18 protein-coding genes are annotated in these 18,622 nt (G+C 72.8%); 15 read left to right on the top strand and 3 right to left on the bottom strand.

Annotation, left to right across the window (positions count from 1 at the left end; genetic code table 11):
• Nucleotides 1-67 precede the first annotated feature (67 nt).
• Nucleotides 68-1,183 carry a YbfB/YjiJ family MFS transporter gene (locus tag WBN91_RS02255; RefSeq protein ID WP_337722894.1) on the bottom strand — a complete coding sequence of 372 codons (1,116 nt, stop codon included), beginning with the start codon at nucleotides 1,181-1,183 and terminating at the stop codon, nucleotides 68-70.
• A 74-nt stretch (nucleotides 1,184-1,257) separates the two neighbouring features.
• Here WBN91_RS02255 and WBN91_RS02250 point away from each other — a divergent pair, with 74 nt between their 5' ends.
• The 5 genes from WBN91_RS02250 to WBN91_RS02230 all read left to right on the top strand — a co-directional run bounded on the left by WBN91_RS02250 (nucleotide 1,258) and on the right by WBN91_RS02230 (nucleotide 5,511).
• On the top strand, nucleotides 1,258-1,836 hold the full coding sequence (locus WBN91_RS02250) for a TetR/AcrR family transcriptional regulator (RefSeq protein WP_337722893.1): 579 nt from the start codon (nucleotides 1,258-1,260) through the stop codon (nucleotides 1,834-1,836).
• A 48-nt stretch (nucleotides 1,837-1,884) separates the two neighbouring features.
• On the top strand, nucleotides 1,885-2,307 hold the full coding sequence (locus WBN91_RS02245) for a hypothetical protein (protein WP_337722892.1): 423 nt from the start codon (nucleotides 1,885-1,887) through the stop codon (nucleotides 2,305-2,307).
• Between the two features lie 151 nt (nucleotides 2,308-2,458).
• Entirely contained in the window at nucleotides 2,459-3,868 is a 1,410-nt protein-coding gene (locus tag WBN91_RS02240) for a hypothetical protein (RefSeq protein WP_337722891.1), read from the top strand.
• Nucleotides 3,868-5,004 carry an ARPP-2 domain-containing protein gene (locus WBN91_RS02235; protein ID WP_337722890.1) on the top strand — a complete coding sequence of 379 codons (1,137 nt, stop codon included), beginning with the start codon at nucleotides 3,868-3,870 and terminating at the stop codon, nucleotides 5,002-5,004. The genes WBN91_RS02240 and WBN91_RS02235 overlap by 1 nt, the downstream gene beginning before the upstream one ends.
• A gap of 243 nt (nucleotides 5,005-5,247) precedes the next feature.
• Nucleotides 5,248-5,511: a hypothetical protein gene (locus WBN91_RS02230; RefSeq protein ID WP_337729354.1), complete on the top strand. Its 264-nt coding sequence runs from the start codon at nucleotides 5,248-5,250 to the stop codon at nucleotides 5,509-5,511.
• Between the two features lie 588 nt (nucleotides 5,512-6,099).
• On the opposite strand, the gene WBN91_RS02225 is transcribed toward WBN91_RS02230, so the two are convergent.
• Complete coding sequence (locus WBN91_RS02225; protein WP_337722888.1) at nucleotides 6,100-7,356, bottom strand: extracellular catalytic domain type 1 short-chain-length polyhydroxyalkanoate depolymerase; 1,257 nt, start codon at nucleotides 7,354-7,356, stop codon at nucleotides 6,100-6,102.
• Between the two features lie 140 nt (nucleotides 7,357-7,496).
• Between WBN91_RS02225 and WBN91_RS02220 the strand changes: the two genes are divergently transcribed.
• The 10 genes from WBN91_RS02220 to WBN91_RS02175 all read left to right on the top strand — a co-directional run bounded on the left by WBN91_RS02220 (nucleotide 7,497) and on the right by WBN91_RS02175 (nucleotide 17,399).
• Entirely contained in the window at nucleotides 7,497-8,744 is a 1,248-nt protein-coding gene (locus WBN91_RS02220) for an SGNH/GDSL hydrolase family protein (protein WP_337722887.1), read from the top strand.
• Nucleotides 8,745-8,858: 114 nt separating this feature from the next.
• Nucleotides 8,859-9,236 (top strand): STAS domain-containing protein, encoded by a 378-nt coding sequence (locus WBN91_RS02215; protein WP_337722886.1) that lies wholly within the window; start codon nucleotides 8,859-8,861, stop codon nucleotides 9,234-9,236.
• A gap of 27 nt (nucleotides 9,237-9,263) precedes the next feature.
• Nucleotides 9,264-9,818 (top strand): helix-turn-helix domain-containing protein, encoded by a 555-nt coding sequence (locus WBN91_RS02210; protein ID WP_337722885.1) that lies wholly within the window; start codon nucleotides 9,264-9,266, stop codon nucleotides 9,816-9,818.
• A 62-nt stretch (nucleotides 9,819-9,880) separates the two neighbouring features.
• The gene (locus WBN91_RS02205) at nucleotides 9,881-11,020 is read left to right on the top strand and encodes an NAD(P)/FAD-dependent oxidoreductase (protein ID WP_337722884.1); all 1,140 of its coding nucleotides are present in this window, start codon (nucleotides 9,881-9,883) and stop codon (nucleotides 11,018-11,020) included.
• Nucleotides 11,017-11,274, top strand: coding sequence for a (2Fe-2S)-binding protein (locus tag WBN91_RS02200; RefSeq protein ID WP_337722883.1), 258 nt, complete (start codon nucleotides 11,017-11,019; stop codon nucleotides 11,272-11,274). Before WBN91_RS02205 ends, WBN91_RS02200 begins: the two co-directional genes overlap by 4 nt.
• Nucleotides 11,271-12,641, top strand: coding sequence for an FAD/NAD(P)-binding oxidoreductase (locus WBN91_RS02195; RefSeq protein ID WP_337722882.1), 1,371 nt, complete (start codon nucleotides 11,271-11,273; stop codon nucleotides 12,639-12,641). The genes WBN91_RS02200 and WBN91_RS02195 overlap by 4 nt, the downstream gene beginning before the upstream one ends.
• Nucleotide 12,642: 1 nt before the next feature.
• Nucleotides 12,643-13,545 (top strand): dihydrodipicolinate synthase family protein, encoded by a 903-nt coding sequence (locus WBN91_RS02190; RefSeq protein ID WP_337722881.1) that lies wholly within the window; start codon nucleotides 12,643-12,645, stop codon nucleotides 13,543-13,545.
• Complete coding sequence (locus WBN91_RS02185; RefSeq protein WP_337722880.1) at nucleotides 13,542-14,543, top strand: proline racemase family protein; 1,002 nt, start codon at nucleotides 13,542-13,544, stop codon at nucleotides 14,541-14,543. The genes WBN91_RS02190 and WBN91_RS02185 overlap by 4 nt, the downstream gene beginning before the upstream one ends.
• Complete coding sequence (locus tag WBN91_RS02180) at nucleotides 14,540-15,937, top strand: aminopeptidase P family protein (RefSeq protein ID WP_337722878.1); 1,398 nt, start codon at nucleotides 14,540-14,542, stop codon at nucleotides 15,935-15,937. Before WBN91_RS02185 ends, WBN91_RS02180 begins: the two co-directional genes overlap by 4 nt.
• Nucleotides 15,938-16,514: 577 nt before the next feature.
• Entirely contained in the window at nucleotides 16,515-17,399 is an 885-nt protein-coding gene (locus WBN91_RS02175) for a Gfo/Idh/MocA family protein (RefSeq protein ID WP_337722877.1), read from the top strand.
• On the opposite strand, the gene WBN91_RS02170 is transcribed toward WBN91_RS02175, so the two are convergent.
• The gene (locus WBN91_RS02170; RefSeq protein ID WP_337722876.1) at nucleotides 17,396-18,607 is read right to left on the bottom strand and encodes a serine/threonine-protein kinase; all 1,212 of its coding nucleotides are present in this window, start codon (nucleotides 18,605-18,607) and stop codon (nucleotides 17,396-17,398) included. The genes WBN91_RS02175 and WBN91_RS02170 overlap by 4 nt on opposite strands.
• Nucleotides 18,608-18,622: the final 15 nt, after the last annotated feature.

The following is an 18,622-nucleotide window of genomic DNA, read 5'->3' as shown; positions in this document are numbered from 1 at the left end:
GGCGGGCTCTGGGCTGGTGGCGGTTCTGGAGCCGGCGGCGGCCCTCGGCTAGCGGTGAAGGTCTGGTCTAGCGGTGAAGGCCTGGGGTGGCGGCTGGCTCGGGAACCGGCGCGGCTACCCGCAGGGCGACCAGCGCGCCCGCCCAGCACAACACGGCCGTCCACAGCACGGTCGCGTCGGTCGACGTCCGGTCCGCGACCAGCCCGGCGAGCCACGGCCCGACCGTCTGCCCCGCCGCGAACAGCGTGGTGAACGCGGCGAGGGTCGCGGTCGGGTCGGCCACGCGCGCCTTGATCAACGCCGTCACCGCCGCCGGCACGCACATGAACGTCAGCCCGTACAGCACAGCCGACGGCACCACCGCCCCGGCCAACGCCACCACGGCACTCCCGCCGAGCAACGCGAGGATCGCCGCCAACGGCCGCCCACCTCGCCACGTCCGCAACGGCCGCTCCCACAACACCGGCGACAACACCACCGCCAGCCCGAGCGCGGTCCACGTCAAGGCGACCTGCACGACCGGCGTGTCGCGGTCGGCGAGGTAGGCGGACAAGAAGGTGATGTAGGTGATGTACCCGACCGCGAACAGCGTGTACGCCACGGCGACCGGTGCCAGCGGACGGATCACGGCCCGGCCCCCGGACCCGCGGGGCAGGTCGTTGGTGCGGGCGGCGGTCCAGGAGATGGCGGTCGCCAGGGCGGCGGCGAGTCCCATGCCGAGCCAGACCGCGCGCCAGTGCCCGCCCAGCGCGGGGATCGTCGCGCCGCTGACCGCGATCCCCAGCCCGGCGCCCGCGAAGTAGACGGTGAGCACGTTCAGCCGCGCCGCGATCACCCCGCCGGTCACGAACACCACCGCACCGGACACCCCGGACGCGGCCCGCACCACGAGCAGCGCGGTGAAGTCGGCGCTGAGGGCGGTGGCCGCGAGGGTGACCGCGGTGACGGCCATGCCCCAGCGGAAGGCGGCGGTCGTGCCCAGGCGGCGGACCAGCGGCGCGGTCGCCAGCGCGCCGACCAGGTAGCCCAGCCCGTTGGCGGTGCTCATCGCGCCGGCTTCGGCCAGGGTCCAGCCGAGGTCGTCGCGCATACCCGGCAACAACAGGCCGTAGGCGAAGCGCGCGAGTCCGAGGGCGGAGGCGGTGCCCAGCGCCAGCCGTGCGGCCACACCGAACCGACGCATGCCACCCCCATGATCGAACCGATCGGTACGATCACGCTAGCAGACACATCGAACCGAGCGGTACGATCTCGTGCGTGCCCGTGGCCAAAGGCTCGACCGTCGACCCGGCCCGCACGCGCGCCGCGATCCTGGGCGCCGCGACCCGGGTGTTCTACGAACGCGGGCTCGACGGCGTCGGCGTCGCCGAGCTGTGCGGCGTGATCGGGGTGTCCAAGGAGACCCTGTACCGGCACTTCGCCACCAAGGACGCCCTGGTCGACGCCGTGCTGGAGCTGCGCAGCGAGCGCGTGACCCGGTGGCTGTCCGACGCCGCCGAGTCCGCGGGCCCCGACCCGGCCGCCCGCCTGGCCGCGGTGTTCGACGCGCTGCGGCAGTGGTACTCCGAGCCCACCTTCCGCGGCTGCGCCCTGGTCAACGCGGCGGCCCAGCACCACGCCCCGCGCGTCCGCGCGATCACGTCCCGGCACCTGGACAAGCACCTGGCGCTGCTCACCGACATCGCCCGCCGCGCCGCGTGCCCGGCCCCGGTGGCCGTGGGCCGTCAACTCCTCATGCTGCTGGAGGGCGCGACGATCGTGGCCGACCAGCACGGCGCCGACGCGGTGGGCGACCACGCCCGCACCGCGGCCCTGGCCCTGCTCACCCGGTCTTGACCCGTTCGGATGGCATGGTCACCCCGTGCGCCGGATACTCCGGTGGTCATGAGCGACCGAGTCGAGCACCGACGCCCGCCGGGGGTGGACGACGCCACGGTGGAAGCCGTCGGCGCGCTGACCGAGGCCCTGGAGACCACCGAACGCGCCCGCGGCCACCTCTTCGACTTCCACCAGCTGACCGGCAGCGCCGACGCCAAGGTGATCAAGGCGGCCAGGCTGCTCCGCGAAGCCGGCCACGGCACGCTGGCCGACGGCCTCGAACAGCACCTGGTGGGCCGCAACGTGCTGCCCGGCCGGTGGACGTTCCAGCTGGTCGAGGACTACGAGGAGACCTACTACTCGGTGTTCCGCGAGTGGGAGCGGAAGGTGCGAGACGACCTGACGGGCGGCGTGGCGCACGTCTTCGAGGCCGAGATGAAGGAGCGCAACGTGACCCCCGGCGAGCCGGGTCACGAGCTCGACCCGTAATCCGGGCGGTGCCGGCGGCGCGCGCTGTTACCGTGTGCGGGCCGACCGCGGGACTCCAGTGCGACTTCCGGAACCCGCCTTTGAAGCGATGCTTCGCTGCTCGCGCTCCCACTCCCCGGTCGGCCCCGAACAACACCGCACCGGAGACGTGATGGACCGCCTGGCCGCCGAAGACATGGTCATGTTCGTCAACGCGGCCACCACGTCCACCGGTCAACGCGAGTTCCACAGCCAGGCCGCCGAGCAGCGCGCGTCGCTGGAGTTCCTGCACGAGTACGTCGCCGGGAACTACCGCGACCTCTACGCCGCCGTCCTGGCCCTGGACATCAACGACCTCAACGCGGCGCTGATCGTCCGCCGCCTGCTGTCCACGTCCGCCGAGGCCACGCCGGAGCAGCGCGCGCTCGAAGGCCGGCTGATCGCCCGCCGCCTGGCCGCCATGCCGCCGCAGCGCGTGTACGACCTGTTCCGCGACCTGCGCCGGGCGGGCGTGAACAACCGGCGCACCCGGGCGATCATCCGCGACTGGGTGGCCGGCCGCCCCGACCAGGCCTTCGACGCCGTCAAGTACCGTCAGGGGCTCAAGCGGGCGCTTCGGCACGCCCACCTCACCCCGTCCCGCGTCGCCCCCGCTCTGCACGACGAGCTGGGCACCTTCCTGTTCCGCACCGCCACCCGCGCCCGCTTCCGCAGCCCGCTGCTGGAGAGCTGGCGGCGGGCGCACTACGAACAGGCCGCGATCTACGCCCTGCCTTACACCGTCGCCGAGGGGTTCGCCGCCAAGCACGGGGTCGACCGGTCGGTGTTCCTGGCCAGGATCAAGCCCAACCTGACCCGGCTGGAGTCGCTGCGGCTGCGCGAGTCCGCGGGCACCGACGCGGACCTGGCCACCATGCCCCTGACCCGGCTGGCGACCTACGTCCTGTCCCTGCCGTTCGCCGACCGCGCCGAGCGGCGGGCGGAGCTGACCGCCGCGCTCCGCTCGTCGGCCCTGCGCACCGCCGGCCGCAACGCCGGTCAGTGGGGCCGCGTGGCCGCCGTCCTGGACGACAGCTTCTCCTCCTACGGTTCCGGGGTGAAGCGGCGACGCCCGCTGGCCGTGGCGGTCGCCGGCCACTACCTGCTGGAGGCCTTGGCCGCGGACTACATTCCACTGTGGACTTCCGGCGCGACCGACCCGCTGATGGCGCAGCCGCGGGGCACGACCCCGTTGGGGCACCGCATCCTGGACGCCCTGTCCCACGAGCCGGACCGGCTGCTGATCGTCTCCGACGGCTGGGACAACTCCCCGCCGGGCCTGGCCGGCGAGGTGCTGCGGGTGTGGCGCACGAGGCTGGACCCGGACCGGCGGGTGAGCGCCACCCACCTGAACCCCGTGTACGACGCCGGGGACTACGACGTCAAGCGCTTGACCCCGGAGGTGCCGTCGATGGGCGTCCGCAACGCCGAGGACCTGCCGGCCCTGGTCGAGTTCGCCCGCTTCACCGAGGGCCGCACCGGTTTCGCGGACCTCAGCGCCCACTTCACCGACCGGGTGACCCGTTTCCTGGAGACGTCCTGATGTCCACCGTGGACCTCACGGGCCTGACCGCGCTGCCCGCCCAGGTGTGGGGTGCGGTCCGCCTGGTGCCACTCGTCCGCGACCGGCCGATCCCCGGCCTGCGCCTGCACGCCCGCTTGTACGGCGACGACCCGTCACTGGTCGTCCTCCCGGACAACACCGCGTACACCGCTTACATCCCGCACGGTTTCGTGGCGACGTGGTCGGACTCCCCCGCCGCCACTTACGGCACCCACCTGACCCCGCCCGATCCGACGTCCACGATCCGCCTGCGCTTCCACCGCCGGATGGCCCGCCGCGAGGAACGCAACCGCCTGCGCTTCCTGCCGCTGCACCTGGCCGTGGAGGGCTACCTGGCCCTGCACTTCAACGGCCCGAACGTGCTGTGGGACGAGTGGTCGCAGCGCGCGATCCGCCGGGGTTTGTCGCCGCGCGCCGAGCAGGCTTACGCCGGTGCCCAGGTCGAGGGCTTGGCCGATGCCCTGAAGATCTTCGAGATCCACCCGGACCAGTGCGGCGTGGCCCTGTACGTGGCCGACGCTCTGGCCGCTGCGTTCGTCGTTCCCCACCCCGACGACTACCGCGCACTGCACTCGACGTTGCTGCTGGACATGTACGGCGAGTTGGTCCACCACTACGCGCTCCTCTCGGCCCCCGTCCCAGCCTTTTCGGCACGCCTGAACGACACCCACGTGCGCTCGTTGGCCGACCTGCGCGCCGCCGCAACCCGCCAGTCGACCGACTGGGCGGCGTTCCACGCCACCACCATGACCGCCGGCCTGCTGGACGCGACCTACGACATCCGCCGCGTGTACCGAGCAGGCCCCTTCACCCTGTCCCGTTTCCTCCCAGGCTTCCGACCGAAGGAGGAGAACCACATCGGCGAGCTGATCACCGACCAACGGGGCCGCACCGCGTACCTGAAGACCTTCCGCCTGTCCGAATCCCAAATCCGCCGAGGCCACCTCCTCAACACCCTGGCCACCCACGACTGGCACCTACCGACAGCAGCGGAATCCCTGGGCACCACCCCCGCCGCCTTCGGCCTACGCCTCGACAAGGCCGGCTTCGGCCACCTACTAAACGACCACGTCCTAGCCAGCTACCGCTCCCGCTCCCGCCGCCCGACCCCCTAACCACCCCCTCCCAACCTCACACCCACACCAGCCCCGCCGCCCACCACACACCCGCACCAGCCCCGCCGCCGCCCACCACACCCGAACCTGCCCCGCCGCTGCCCGCCGACCAACCGCCGCCCGCCGGCCAACCGCAGCGCCAGCTGGCAGGCGAGCGGCAGGCACCAGGCAGCGGCGGGCGCGCAACGGCGACGGGCAGCGGCGGGCGCGAGCGGCGGCGGGCGCGAGCGGCGGCAGGCGGCGATGGGCAGCGGCGGGGCGGCGGGGGCCGCGGTAGGCGGCAGGGGGCGGCGGTATGCAGGCACCCGCAGCAGGCGGCAGGTGACGGCGGGCGAACGCGCGGCAGGCGGCAGCGGCGGTCGGCGGCACGCGGGCGGCGGCGAGCAGGGGTCAGCCAGTGGGGCGGCAGCGACCGGCGGCGGCAGGCGCACGAACGGTGGCGGGCAGCGGCAGCGGGCGGGCGGCGGCGGGCAGGCGGGCAACGGCGGCAACGGCAGGCGGCGGTAGCCAGCGGCGGTGGCGGGCAGCGGCAACGGCGGCACCAGGCAGGCAGCGCGGCGGGCGGGCAGCGGCGGCAGGTGGCGGCGGGCAGTGGCGGCGAGCAGTGGAGGCGGGTGGGCAGGCGGCGGGCGGTTGGGCGTGAGGCGTGTATCCGTGTGGGGCGGTCCGCGGCACCTGGCTGTGCTCGCAGCGGGCACCGGTCAGCCGCCCAGGCGCTGGCCACACGGGCCGGCCACACGGCGCCGGCCTGCCAGCGTGGCCGGCGTAACCTGCCCCACCCCCGTCCGATCACCACCCCGTCCGCGCACGGTCCGGGCCGGCTCCCCGCGTTCCTCTCTCTACGGGACGCGCGAGGGGCCAAAAAGTCGCGAATCCTGCATGTCACTCGATCGGGTGCAACTGGCACACCCGGAACCGGCCGAGGAGCCGGGCCCGCACCTGCCCGGCCCGGCGGACCACCTCAGAGTCCGCCCACAGTCCCACGGCCCGCCCGCCGGAGTGGGACTGTGCTCGGCCGCCGCCGCGACCGCAGCCTGAGGCTGCGGTGCGGCTCGCCCCGGCTACTCGCGGAGCAGCTCAACCCGCGAAGCAGCCTCAGCCCACGGTGCAGCTAGCGCCGTTGAGCGTGAAGGCCGTCGGCTTGCCGGTGTCGCCCGTGTGCGTCGCCTGGAGTCCAATCTGGACAGACGACCCCGCCGGAATCGCGGCGTTGTACGACACGTTCTTCGCGGTCACCGCCCCACTGTTCGGCGCATAAGTGGCACTCCACCCGCCGGTGATCGCCTGCCCCGCTGGCAACGTGAAGCCCAGAGACCAACCGTTCACAGCACTGGTCCCGGTGTTGGCGATCGTGATCGTGGCAGTGAGCCCGGTGTTCCAAGCGTTCACCGCATAAGTCACCCGGCAAGGCCCACCAGGCTGAGGCGAAGTAGTGGTCGTCGTAGTAGTCGTAGGCACACCGGAGTCGAGGCCGAAGAACTGGATCGCCCGCAAAGCCATCCCCGACGACATGACGTTGTGGCTCACCCCCTGCAACGAGATCGCCTCCACCCCACTCCCGTACCGCGTCCTGGTCCACCCGGACTGCGGGTAGTCGGTGGACGTGGGAGTCGTCGACACGCCGTGGACGTTGGTCCACTGGTCGATCTCCTCGCCGAAGTTCGGGTAGCGCAGCGTCTCGTCGTTCGTCCCGTGCCACAGCTGCACCCGCGGCCTCGGACCGGTGTAGCCGGGGTACGCCGAGCGGGCGATGTCGCCCCACTGCTGAGGCGTCTTCAACACAGTGCCGTTGGCGCAGGCGCTGTTCCAACCTGACCCGTCCGTGGTGGCAAAGCACCCGTCCGGGACGCCGGCGAAGGCTGCGCCGGCCTGGAAGACGTCCGGGTAGTTGGCGAGCATGACGTTGGTGGTCATGGCACCCGACGAGATGCCGGTGACGAACACCCGTCCGGCGTCGCCGTTGTGGCGCTGCAACACGTACCGGACCATCGACATCAGCCCGACCGGGTCGCTGCCGCCGTCTCGCCGCAGCGCCTGGGGCGAGGACACGTCGAAGCAGTTGCCGCTGCGCGTGGCCGATGGGTAGATGACGATGAACCCGTACTGGTCGGCCAAGCGGGCGAACTCGGTGCCGGAGTACATCGCCGGGCCGGACCCGGTGCAGTAGTGCACGGCCAGCAGCACGGGCGGCTTGGCCTGGACGCGGTCGGGCACGTACAGGTGCATGCGCAGGTTCGACGGGTTCGTGCCGAAGCCGGTGACCTCGGTCAACGTCGCCGCCGAGGCGCTCGGGGCGAGCAGCACGGCCGTCACGGCGACCAGCGCCGCGAGCAGTGCGCCTAATGTCTTCATGGCTGGAACTATTCGCAATCGATCTTGAAATTCTCAAGATGTTTCGATGCGGTTTCGGGTCTCAAATGGACCTTTCCGGCTTGCCGAAGATCGAAACTTTCTGATCACATGGAGAAACTGTCGATCAGAGAGGCGCACCCGTGAGCCGAACGAAGTCCGTCCTCGCGCTCGCCCTGGCCGCGGTGGCGGTCACGACCTCACCGGCCACCGCCGACAAGCCCCGGCAGTGGACGCACACCTGGACGTCCATGCCGCAGCTCACCGAGCCGCACAACATGCCGCCCGCCCCGTTCACCCAGAACGGTGTCACCCTCAAGGACGCCACGCTGCGTCAAACCGTGCACGTCTCGGTCGGCGGCGAGAAGATCAGACTCCGGTTCTCCAACGCGTTCGGCGGCGCGCCCCTCCCGATCACCTCCGTCACGGTCGCCCTGCCCGCCGACGGCAAAGCCGGGGTCAGCGCGGTCCAGCCCGGCAGCACCCGCCCGGTCACCTTCAACGGCCGCGCCTCCACCGTCGTCCCCGTCGGCGCGCTGGTCGTGTCGGACCCGATCGACTTCCCGCTGAAACCCCAGTCCAACCTGACCGTCACCACCTATCTCGCCGACGGGCAGGCGTCGAACAACATCACCTCCCACCCCGGTTCCCGCACCTCCTCGCACCTGCTGGCGGGCGACCACGTCACCGACGTCGACTTGTCCGGCGCCACCCGCACCGACCACTGGTACTTCCTCAGCGGCGTCGAGGTCCTGTCCCGGGCCACCGCGATGGCGATCGTCGGCGACTCCCTGACCGACGGCCGCGGCTCCACCACCAACGGCAACGACCGCTGGCCGGACCGCCTGCTCGCCCGGCTCCAGCAGCACCCGACCACGGCCCGCACCGCAGTGCTCAACCAGGCCGCCGGCGGCAACCGCGTCCTCAACGACGGACTGGGCCCCAACGTGCTGGCCCGCTTCGACCGGGACGTCCTCGCCACCACCGGCGTCACCTCCGTGCTGGTGTTCGAAGGGGTGAACGACCTGGGCACCGCGCCCGCCACCGAGGCCGCGCAGAAGCAGGTCGCCGACGACCTCATCGCCGCCTACGAGCAGCTCGTCGCCCGCTCGGTGGGCCTGCGCGTCTACGGGGCGACCATCACCCCGTTCGGCGGCAACACCGGCTACGACGACCCGGACGGCCACCGCGAGCGCGCCCGGCAGCGGGTCAACGAGTGGATCCGGACCAGCGGGGTCTTCGCCGAGGTCGTCGACTTCGACCGGGTCGCGCGCGACCCGGCGGACCCGCGCCGGCTCAACCCCGCCTACGACACCGGCGACCACCTGCACTTCAACCCGGCCGGCTACCAGGCGCTGGCCGACGCGGTGCCCGCCCGCTGGTTCCGGTGAACGGTTCGCGCCGGTCGGGGTGACAAGCGGCACGGCGGCTCGTACGCTCCGGTGTGCGGGTTCAACAGGCAGCCTGCTCGACAGCGGTCTCACGGTCGCGATGGAGGACGCCTGATGCTCGACTCAGCTCCGGAGCTCATCCGAGTGCACCGCGACGTCCGCGGCGCCGCTGTGGTGCTGCACGTGTCCGGCGAACTCGACCAGCAGACCTCCGCGGTGCTCGAAGGGCACCTCAGACAAGCCGAAGCCCTGGTCAGACCGCCCGGGCCGGTCGTGGTCGACCTGGGCGGGGTGACCTTCTTCGGCTCGTCCGGGCTGTCGCTGATGCTCACCCACCACCTGCGCTGCGCCGGGCGCGGCACCTGCCTGCGCCTGGTCGCCGGGCACCGCGCGGTGCTGCGGCCGATCGAGGTGACCGACCTGGGCTGCGTGCTGACCGTGCTGCCCTCGGTGGAACGGGCGTTGGAGATCCCGCGGCAGCGCGCCGACTAGCAGCGAGGTAGGGCAGGATCACCGGCCATGAGTGCCGCTCGTGCCGGTGAAGTGCTCGGGGTCAACATCAAGGCGCTGCGCGAGGCGCGCGGCTGGTCGCTGTCCGAGCTGGCCCGCCAGTCGTCGATCGCGAAGGGGACGCTGTCCCAGCTCGAAGCGGGCACCGGCAACCCCACCATCGAGACAGTGTTCAGTTTGTCGAACGCTTTGCAGGTGCCGGTGTCCGAGCTGCTGACCGAGCGGCCGGTGCCCGAGGTGGTGCTGGTGCGGTCGGCGGACCTGGAGGTGCTCAGCAGCAACGCCGTGGACCTGCGCCTGCTGCGCCGCCTGGACCTCGCCGACAAGGTGCTGGAGATCTACGACCAGCGCGTGCGGCCCGGCGAGGTGCAGCGCACCGACGGCCACCCCGGGCTCGAACACGTCGTGGTCACGGCCGGTGTGCTGCGAGTGGGACCGGTCGGCGGGACGTTCGAGCTGGGTCCGGGCGACTACGTCTGCTACCCCGGCGACGTCCCGCACCTCTACGAGACCGTGGGCGGACCGGTGACCTCCGTGCTGATGCTGGAGTACCCCAAGGCTTGACGCTCCGGCGGACCCGAACCTACGCTCAGCAGCGTTCAGTTTAGTGAACGGTGGTGAGCTGCGTGGCACACCCGGACGTCGTGGTCGTCGGTGCGGGGATCGTGGGAGCGGCGTGCGCCGAGGCGCTGACGGCCGCCGGGCTGCGGGTGCTCGTGGTCGACCGCGGTCCGCTCGCCGCCGGCACCACCGCCGCGGGCGAGGGCAACGTCCTGGTGTCGGACAAGGAACCCGGTCCCGAACTGGCCCTCGCGCGGGCCTCCCGCGAGCGCTGGCCCCGGCTGCTGGCCGAGTTGGGCGCGGACGTGGAGTGGGAGGAGAAGGGCGGCCTGGTCGTCGCGACCTCCCCGGACGCCGTCGAGCCGCTGCACCGGTTCGCCTCGGCCCAGCGCGCGGCCGGCGTGGACGCCTGCGTGCTCACCCCCGCCGAGGCCCGCGCCCTCGAACCGCACCTCACGCCGGAGGTCGCGACGGCCGTGCACTACATCGAGGACGCCCAGCTCAACCCCGTCCTGGCGGCGACGACCCTGCTGGCCGCCGTCCGCCGGCGCGGCGGGGAGACCAGGCCGTTCACCGAAGTGTCCGGTGTGGACGGTGAGCGGAAGGTGACGGGGGTGCGCACAGCACAGGGCACGATCCCCTGCCACGCCGTGGTGAACGCGTGCGGCCCGTGGGCGGGCGCGCTGGTAGACCGGGCGCCGCTGGCGATCATGCCCCGACGCGGGATCGTGCTGGTGACCGCTCCCCTGCCGCCCGTGGTGCGGCACAAGGTGTACGACGCGGACTACGTCGGCGCGGTGGCCTCCGGCGACGCCGCCCTTCAGACCTCGGGTGTCGTCGAGTCGACGCGGGCCGGGACGGTGCTGATCGGGTCGAGCCGGCAACGCGTCGGGTTCACCGAGCGGTTCGAGGTGCCGGTGCTGACAGCGTTGGCGCGCAAGGCGATCACGCTGTTCCCGGTGCTCGCCGGGGTGCCGGTGATGCGCGCCTACGGCGGGTTCCGCCCCTACGCGCCCGACCACCTGCCGGTGATCGGCGAGGACCCGCGCCTGCCCGGCCTGTGGCATGCGACCGGGCACGAAGGTGCCGGCATCGGATTGGCCGCCGCGACCGGGCTGCTGGTCGCCGAGCTGCTCACCGGACGCGCGCCGCACGTGGACCCGGCGCCGTTCCGGGTGGACCGACCGGAGGTGATGGCCGCGTGAAGGTCACGGTCGACGGGACCGCCGTCCCCGCCCGCCCGGGGCAGACGGTCGCCGCCGCGCTGCTCGCGGCCGGTCGGACGTCCTGGCGCGACACGCGGGGCGGCGGCCGTCCGCGCGGGCTGTTCTGCGGGATCGGGGTGTGCTTCGACTGCCTGGTGGTGGTCAACGGGGTGCCGGATGTGCGCGCCTGCCAACGCGTCTTGGTCGATGGTGACGACATCCGCACCCAGCACGGGGCGGAGCTGCCGCGATGAGGGTCGTGGTGGTGGGCGCGGGTCCGGCGGGTCTGGCGGCGGCCGGGGCGGCGGCCCGGCAGGGCGCTTCGGTGCTCCTGGTGGACGCCGAGCCGAGCGCGGGCGGCCAGTACCACCGGGGTGAGCACATCGAAGTGCCGCAGGGCGTCGAGCACTTGGCCGACACCACGGTCTGGGCCTTGGAGGGCACCCGCCTTCACCTGCGTACCGGTCCCGCCGACGCTCCGGACCGCGTGGCACGGGTCGTGGACGCCGACACCCTGGTCCTGGCGACCGGTGCGCACGACCGGGCGCTGCCCTTCCCCGGCTGGGACCTGCCCGGCGTGGTCACGGCGGGCGGGGCGCAAGCGATGGCCAAAGCACATGGTGTGACCATCGGAAAACGAGTCGTGGTCGCCGGAACCGGTCCGTTCTTACTTCCCGTTGCAGACTTCATGTGCAGACTGCACGTGCAGGTTGTCGAAGTACTGGAAGCGGGCAGTCCCCTGGCGTGGGCGCGGGAACCGGCGGGTGTGGTCGCCGGACGCGGCAAGCTGGCGGAGATCGTCCGCTACCGGGCCGTCCTCCCTCGCTACCGGACCCGGTCCGCGGTGGTGGCGGCGCACGGCACCGACCGCGTGACCGCGGTGACCGTGGCCAAGCTGGACCGGGAGTGGAAGGTCCGGCCGGGTACTGAACGGCGGATCGAGGTCGACGCCGTGTGCGTCGGCTTCGGCTTCACCCCGCGTCTGGAGCTGGCGGTCGCCGCCGGGTGTCTGGTGCGGGACGGTTTCGTGCGCGTGGACGAGCGGCAGGCCACGTCCGTGCCGAACGTCTACGCCGCCGGCGAGATCACCGGCATCGGCGGCGCGGACCTGGCACGGGCGGAAGGCGAGATCGCCGGCACCTGTGCGGCCAACGGTGTGCCCGCGCCCGCCACGCTGAAGGCCGTCCGCGCGGGGCGCACGTTCGCCGCAGCCCTGGACCGCGTATATCAGATACGACCCGGGTGGCGGACGTGGCTGGACGAGCGGACGCTGGTGTGCCGGTGCGAAGAGGTGGATCTCGCCGCGCTGCGCGCCGCCGTCGAGGATCACGCCGCGCTGGGTCTGCGGTCGCTGAAGTTGACCTGTCGGGTCGGGCTCGGGCTGTGCCAGGGCCGGGTGTGCCTGCGCAACGCCGCCGAACTGGCGGGTTTCCCGTACGACGCCGAGCGGTTCTCCCGCCGGCCGATCGCCGCGCCCCTACGACTGGGCGAACTCGCGGACACACCGCACTCGCCGACCACCACGTTCGCCGACCACCACACCGCCGATCGCCACACCGCCGACCACCGCACGCCGACCACCGCACCGCCGCGAACCGGCAGCCCCGCACTGGAGGAATGACATGACCGAACGGCTGGACGGCGTGGTCGTCGCCACGGCCCTGCCCTACGCACCCGACCCCGGCGCCCCCGCCGGCCTGCGGCCCGACCTCGACCGGTACGCCGAGCACTGCCGGTGGCTGGTGGACAACGGCTGCCGGGGCGTCGGACCGAACGGCTCGCTGGGCGAGTACTCCGCCCTCACCGACGCCGAGCGCCGGGCCGTGGCCAAGACCGCGATCGAGGCGGTGGGCGGTCGGGGCCTGGTCGTGGTCGGTGTGCACGGGCCGGGCGCGCACCAGGCCCGGCACTGGGCGGAACTGGCCGCCGAGGACGGCGCGGACGGCCTGCTGTGCCTGCCGCCGACGATGTACCGGGCGAGCCCGGCGCAGGTCGTGCACCACTTCACCGAGGTGGCGGCGGTCGGTCTGCCGGTCATGGTCTACAACAACCCCATCGACACCAAGGTCGACCTGACGCCGTCGCTGCTGGCGGAGCTGGCGCAGATCGACAACGTCGTGGCGGTGAAGGAGTTCTCCGGTGACGTACGGCGCGTGCTGGAGATCCGGGAGACCGCGCCGGGCCTGGCCGTGATCGCGGGCGCGGACGACGTGCTGCTGGAGAGCGTGCTGATGGGCGCGGAGGGCTGGTTCGCGGGGTTCCCGAACGTCTTCCCGGCCGAGTCGGTGCGGCTGTTCTCGTTGGCGCGGCAGGGGAAGCTCGACGAGGCGCGGGAGCTGTACGAGGCGCTGGTGGCGGTGTTCCGGTGGGATTCGCGGACGGAGTTCGTGCAGGCGATCAAGCACTGCATGGACGCGGTCGGCCGGTACGGCGGTCCGTGCCGCCCGCCGCGCGGTCCGCTCACGCCCGAGCACCGGGCGCGACTGGACGGCGACTTGCGCCGGGCGCTGGAGGTGCTGCGGTGAGGGCGTCGCGGTACTTCAGCGCGGTCGACTCGCACACCGAGGGCATGCCGACCCGGGTGATCACCGGTGGCGTGGGCGTGATCCCGGGCGCGACGATGGCCGAGCGGCGGCTGCACTTCATGGCGCACCTGGACCACCTGCGCGAGTTGCTGATGAACGAGCCGCGCGGGCACTCGGCGATGTCCGGGGCGATCCTCCAGCCGCCGACCCGGCCGGACGCCGACTGGGGCGTGCTCTACATCGAGGTGTCCGGGTGCCTGCCGATGTGCGGGCACGGGACGATCGGCGTGGCGACCGTGCTGGTGGAGACCGGCATGGTGGAGGTCGTGGAGCCGGTGACCACCGTGCGGCTGGACACGCCGGCCGGTCTGGTGCTGGCCGAGGTGGCGGTGCAGGACGGTCGGGCGCTGCACGTGACGATCCGGAACGTGCCCGCGTACTCACACGAACTGGACGCGGTGGTGACCGTGCCGTCACTGGGTGAAGTCCGGTACGACATGGCCTATGGCGGCAACTTCTACGCCATCCTGCCGTTGGAGCAGCTGGGCATCCCGTTCGACCGTGCTCGCAAGGACGACATCCTCCGCGCTGGCTTGTCCATTATGGATGCCATCAACGAGCAGCGGAAACCCGTGCACGTCACGGAACCGGACATCGCGGGGTGCAAGCACGTCCAGTTCACCGCGTCCGGGAAGGACGGTGCGCACTCGCGCAACGCGATGGCGATCCACCCCGGCTGGTTCGACCGTTCTCCTTGCGGCACCGGCACTTGCGCGCGCATGGCGCAGTTGCACGCGCGCGGGGAGCTGGGGTTGGCGGAGGACTTCGTCAACGAGTCTTTCATCGGCACCCGGTTCACCGGCCGTCTGACCGGCGAGACCACCCTCGGGTCCACGACGGCGGTGCTGCCGACGGTGTCCGGGCGGGCGTGGATCACCGGCATGGCACAGTACCTCCTCGATCCGACCGATCCGTTCCCGAAGGGGTTCACGCTGTGACCAGACCCGCCCGCCGCGACCCGAGCAGGCTGACCGAGGCCACCGGTTTCCGCGACTTCGTCCGCGACGGCTGGGGCGCCGGCGACCGCACCGTCCGGCTCGCCCCCGGTGCCGCCGAGGCCGCCGCCCGCCACCGCGAGCAGCTGCGGTCCGTGCTGCCCGGGGTGCGGGTCGCGGTGGCGTCGGGCTGGGCGCCGGTGCGGTCCAACGACACCGACTACGGGTTCCGGCCCGACAGCGACTTCTCGTGGCTGACCGGGTGCAACGCCGAGGGCGCGGTGCTCGTGCTGCACCCCGACGGCGACGCCGAGCTGTACCTGCGCGAACCCGCCGGTCCGGACGACGCGGACTTCTTCGCCAACGCGCGCGACGGCGAGCTGTGGATCGGGCCGGTGCCCGGGTTGGCCGAGTGGTCGGCGGCGCTGGGCGTGCGGTGCCGTCCCATCCAGGAGTTGCCGTCCGCGCTGCGCGGCCGACTGCCCCTGGTGCACGCGACCGGCGGCGTCGACCCGCTGCTGGACGCGCTGGCCGGGCACAGCCAGGAGCTGCGGCGGGTGCTGGCGGAGCTGCGGCGGATCAAGGACGAGTGGGAGATCGGCCAGTTGCAGGCCGCGGTCGACGCGACCGTGCAGGGCTTCGCCGACGTGGCCGCCGAGCTCAAGGCGGCGGTCGCCGGCGGCGGCGAACGCTGGCTCCAGGGCACCTTCGACCGCCGCGCCCGCACCGCCGGCAACGGCCCCGGCTACGCGTCCATCGTGGCCGCCGGCCCACACGCGCCGGTCCTGCACTGGGTCCGCAACGACGGCCCGGTGCCAGAGGACGGCGTGCTGCTCCTGGACGCGGGCGTCGAGCTGAACACCCTGTACACCGCCGACGTCACACGGACGCTGCCGGTGTCGGGCGTGTTCTCCGACGCGCAGCGGCAGGTGCACGACCTGGTCGAACGCGCGACTGAGGCGGCCTTGGCGGAGGTCCGTCCCGGCATGCCGTACCGGGAGTTCCACCGTGCCGCGATGCGGGTGCTGGCCGAGGGTTTGCACGACTGGGGCCTGCTGCCGGTGTCGGTGGACGAGTCCCTGGACGACGACGGCCAGCACCACCGGCGGTACATCGTGTGCGGGATCGGCCACCTGCTGGGGTTGGACGTGCACGACTGCGCGAGCGCTTCGCCCGAGGCGTACCACGAGGGATTGTTGGAGGAGGGCATGGCGCTGACGGTGGAGCCGGGCCTGTACTTCCACCCGCACGACGAGACCGTTCCGCCGGAGCTGCGCGGCATCGGCGTCCGCATCGAGGAGGACCTGGTGGTCACGTCCACCGGCAACCACGTCCTGTCCACGGCCCTGCCCCGCGACGCGGCCGGCCTGGAGTCGTGGGTGTCTTCCCGTCGCTGAAGGGCCTTTTGACCAGGGGATACGGTAAGATCACCGCTCGGGCCGGCAGGCTGCACGCCGGCCCGAGCGGCGATCACCCGATCGTGTGAATGGCGAATATCGCGACCAAACGCCGACTCGCGCGTCCCGTAGAACAAGGAACGCGGACGGCCAGGGCGGCACGGACGCTGAACGACCCTCGCGCACACGGCGGGGCTGGCACACGTGGCGCGGCCAGCGCACAGGGCCGGGCTGGCGCACACGGCGGGGCTGGCACACGTGGCGCGGCCAGCACACAGGGCCGGGCTGGCGCACACGGCGAGGCCACCGGGCATGGCGAGCCCACCGGGGATGGCGGGGCCAGCACACACGGCGAGGCCGGCACACAGGGCTGGGCCGGCACACGTGGCGGGGCCAGCGCACACGGCGAGGCCAGCGCACAGGGCCGGGCTGGCGCACGCGGCGAGGCCGGGCGCGCATGGCGGCCGGGCGCGCATGGCGGGGCTGGCGCGCTGAGGGGGCGGCGGGTCGGCAGGGCCGGCGGCGGGGTTAGGGTGGACCGGTTGCGATTGGTCCAGACCTCTGGAGGTAGGCGGGGATGCTGCCCGTGGGTGTGGTCGGGCTCGGTGACATCGCACGCAAGGCCTACCTCCCGGTCGTGACCGCGCTGCCCGGCTTGGACCTCCACCTGATGACCCGCGACCGGGCCAAGCTGGACCGGCTCGGCGACGCCCACCGCGTCACCCACCGCCACACCACCCTGGACGGCCTGCTCGACGCCGGCGTGCGGGCCGCGTTCGTGCACGCCCCGACCGAGCACCACGCCGAGATCGTCACCCGCCTGCTGGAGGCGGACGTGGACGTGTTCGTCGACAAGCCGTTGTCCTACTCGCTGGCCGAGAGCCGCGCCCTGGTCGACCTCGCCCGCGCTCGCGGTCGGTCGCTCGCGGTCGGGTTCAACCGTCGGTTCGCGCCCGCCTACGTCGACGCGCTCGCGCTGCCCCGTGACCTGGTCGTGCTCCAGAAGGACCGGCACGCCGGGGCGGGCGACGTGCGGACCGCCGTGCTGGACGACTTCATCCACCTGGTCGACACGCTGCGGCTGTTCGTGCCCGACGCCGACGACGTGGACGTGCGCGGCTCGGTGGTGGACGGGGAGTTGCGGCACGTCGTCCTGCGCTTGGCGGCTCGGGGGCGGACCGGGCTGGCGATCATGAACCGGGCCAGTGGGTCCGGTGGCGAGTTGCTCCAGGTCTCCGGTGGCAACCGCCGGCGGGACGTCCACAACCTGACCGACGTCGTCGACCACGACGGCGCGCCCACCACCCGGCGCGGGGACGACTGGACGCCCGTGGCCAAGCGCCGGGGCATGGACGGCATGTGCCGCCACTTCCTCGACGCCGTCCGCTCCGGCACCCGGCTCGACGCCGGCGACGCCCTGGTCACGCACGAACTGTGCGAGCGGATCGTGACGAGCCTCTAACCCCGGCCCTTGCCGGGCTTGCCGCCCTTCTTCTCCTTGCCGGCCGGCGCGGGCGGGGCCGGCTCCGGACGCGTCTCCGCGACGGGCTGGACCCGCGTCGTCTCCGGGACGACCGTGGCCGTGGGCGACACGGGGACGACCTGGACCGGCACCGGGACGACCGTCGTGGTGTCCGGGGACGACGTGGTGGGCGGCGTGAGCCCGACCATCGACCAGGCCAGCCCGCCCAGCCCCAACACCGCCACCAGCGACCCGGAGATCAGCCAGCGGCGCGCGGACTGCGGCGCGTCCGGCACGGCTTCGATGCTCGCCAACGTGTCCGGGTCGTTGTTCACCCGCGTGTCCGGGTCGGATTCGGTCGACGGCGTCAGCCCGACACCCACCGGACGCGCCACCGACACCGGCGGCGGATCACCGTCCCGCAGGACCCGCGCGCACTCCTCCGCCGTCGGCCGCCGCCTCGGCGTCATCGCCGTCATCAGCGAGAACAGCCGCACCAGCTCCGCCGGCAGGTGGCTCGGCACGTGCGGCGGCCGGTGCAGCCGCGCCACCGCCGCCTCCACCCCGCCACCGTCGTACTCGGTCCGCCCCGACAGGCACTCCAACAGCACCAGCCCCAACGCGTAGACGTCGACCGCCGGCCCGATCGCCCCGCCCCGCACCTGCTCGGGCGCCAGGTAGGGAGCCGTGCCCACCACCTGCTGCGACAACGTCACCCGCGCCGCGCCACTCGTCAACGCCAGCCCGAAGTCCGCCAGCAACGGCTCCCGGTCGGCGTCCAGCAGGATGTTCGACGGCTTGAGATCACGGTGGACGACCCCGTGCGCGTGCACGTGGGCCAGCGCGTCGGCGATCGCCGCCCCCAACCGCCGCACCTCGCTCAACGCCAGCGGCCCCCGGTTGATCTCGGCCCGCAGCGTCCGCCCCTCGACCAACCGCATGACGACGAACCGGGTGCCGCCACTGGTGCCGGCGTCGTACACGGCGACGAGACCGGGGTGGGACAGCGCGGCGAGGGTCCGGATCTCGTTCTCGATCCGCCGCTCGGTCACCGCGTCCTCGACCCCGGGGAAGAGCTTGACCGCCACCGGCCGCCGCAGCAACACGTCCCATCCCCGGTGGACCTGGGCCATGCCCCCGGCCCCGACGAGCCCGTCGAGCCGGTATCGATCGGCCAAGAGCCGGCCACGGAAGGCTTGCGCGGTCACGCCACCCGGATGCCC

Origin of the sequence: Saccharothrix sp. CCNWYY140 (assembly GCF_037401995.1) — a bacterium.
Taxonomy (GTDB): domain Bacteria; phylum Actinomycetota; class Actinomycetes; order Mycobacteriales; family Pseudonocardiaceae; genus Actinosynnema.
Note: the sequence above shows the minus strand (reverse complement) of the source record. Positions and strands in the feature narration are given on the sequence as shown.

Coding starts and splice junctions, on each gene's coding strand:
- WBN91_RS02255 (WP_337722894.1), bottom strand. CDS start 1,183: ATGCGTCGGTTCGGTGTGGCCGCACGGCTGGCGCTGGGCACCGCCTCC.
- WBN91_RS02245 (WP_337722892.1), top strand. CDS start 1,885: ATGAGCGACCGAGTCGAGCACCGACGCCCGCCGGGGGTGGACGACGCC.
- WBN91_RS02240 (WP_337722891.1), top strand. CDS start 2,459: ATGGACCGCCTGGCCGCCGAAGACATGGTCATGTTCGTCAACGCGGCC.
- WBN91_RS02235 (WP_337722890.1), top strand. CDS start 3,868: ATGTCCACCGTGGACCTCACGGGCCTGACCGCGCTGCCCGCCCAGGTG.
- WBN91_RS02230 (WP_337729354.1), top strand. CDS start 5,248: ATGGGCAGCGGCGGGGCGGCGGGGGCCGCGGTAGGCGGCAGGGGGCGG.
- WBN91_RS02225 (WP_337722888.1), bottom strand. CDS start 7,356: ATGAAGACATTAGGCGCACTGCTCGCGGCGCTGGTCGCCGTGACGGCC.
- WBN91_RS02215 (WP_337722886.1), top strand. CDS start 8,859: ATGCTCGACTCAGCTCCGGAGCTCATCCGAGTGCACCGCGACGTCCGC.
- WBN91_RS02210 (WP_337722885.1), top strand. CDS start 9,264: ATGAGTGCCGCTCGTGCCGGTGAAGTGCTCGGGGTCAACATCAAGGCG.
- WBN91_RS02195 (WP_337722882.1), top strand. CDS start 11,271: ATGAGGGTCGTGGTGGTGGGCGCGGGTCCGGCGGGTCTGGCGGCGGCC.
- WBN91_RS02190 (WP_337722881.1), top strand. CDS start 12,643: ATGACCGAACGGCTGGACGGCGTGGTCGTCGCCACGGCCCTGCCCTAC.
- WBN91_RS02175 (WP_337722877.1), top strand. CDS start 16,515: ATGCTGCCCGTGGGTGTGGTCGGGCTCGGTGACATCGCACGCAAGGCC.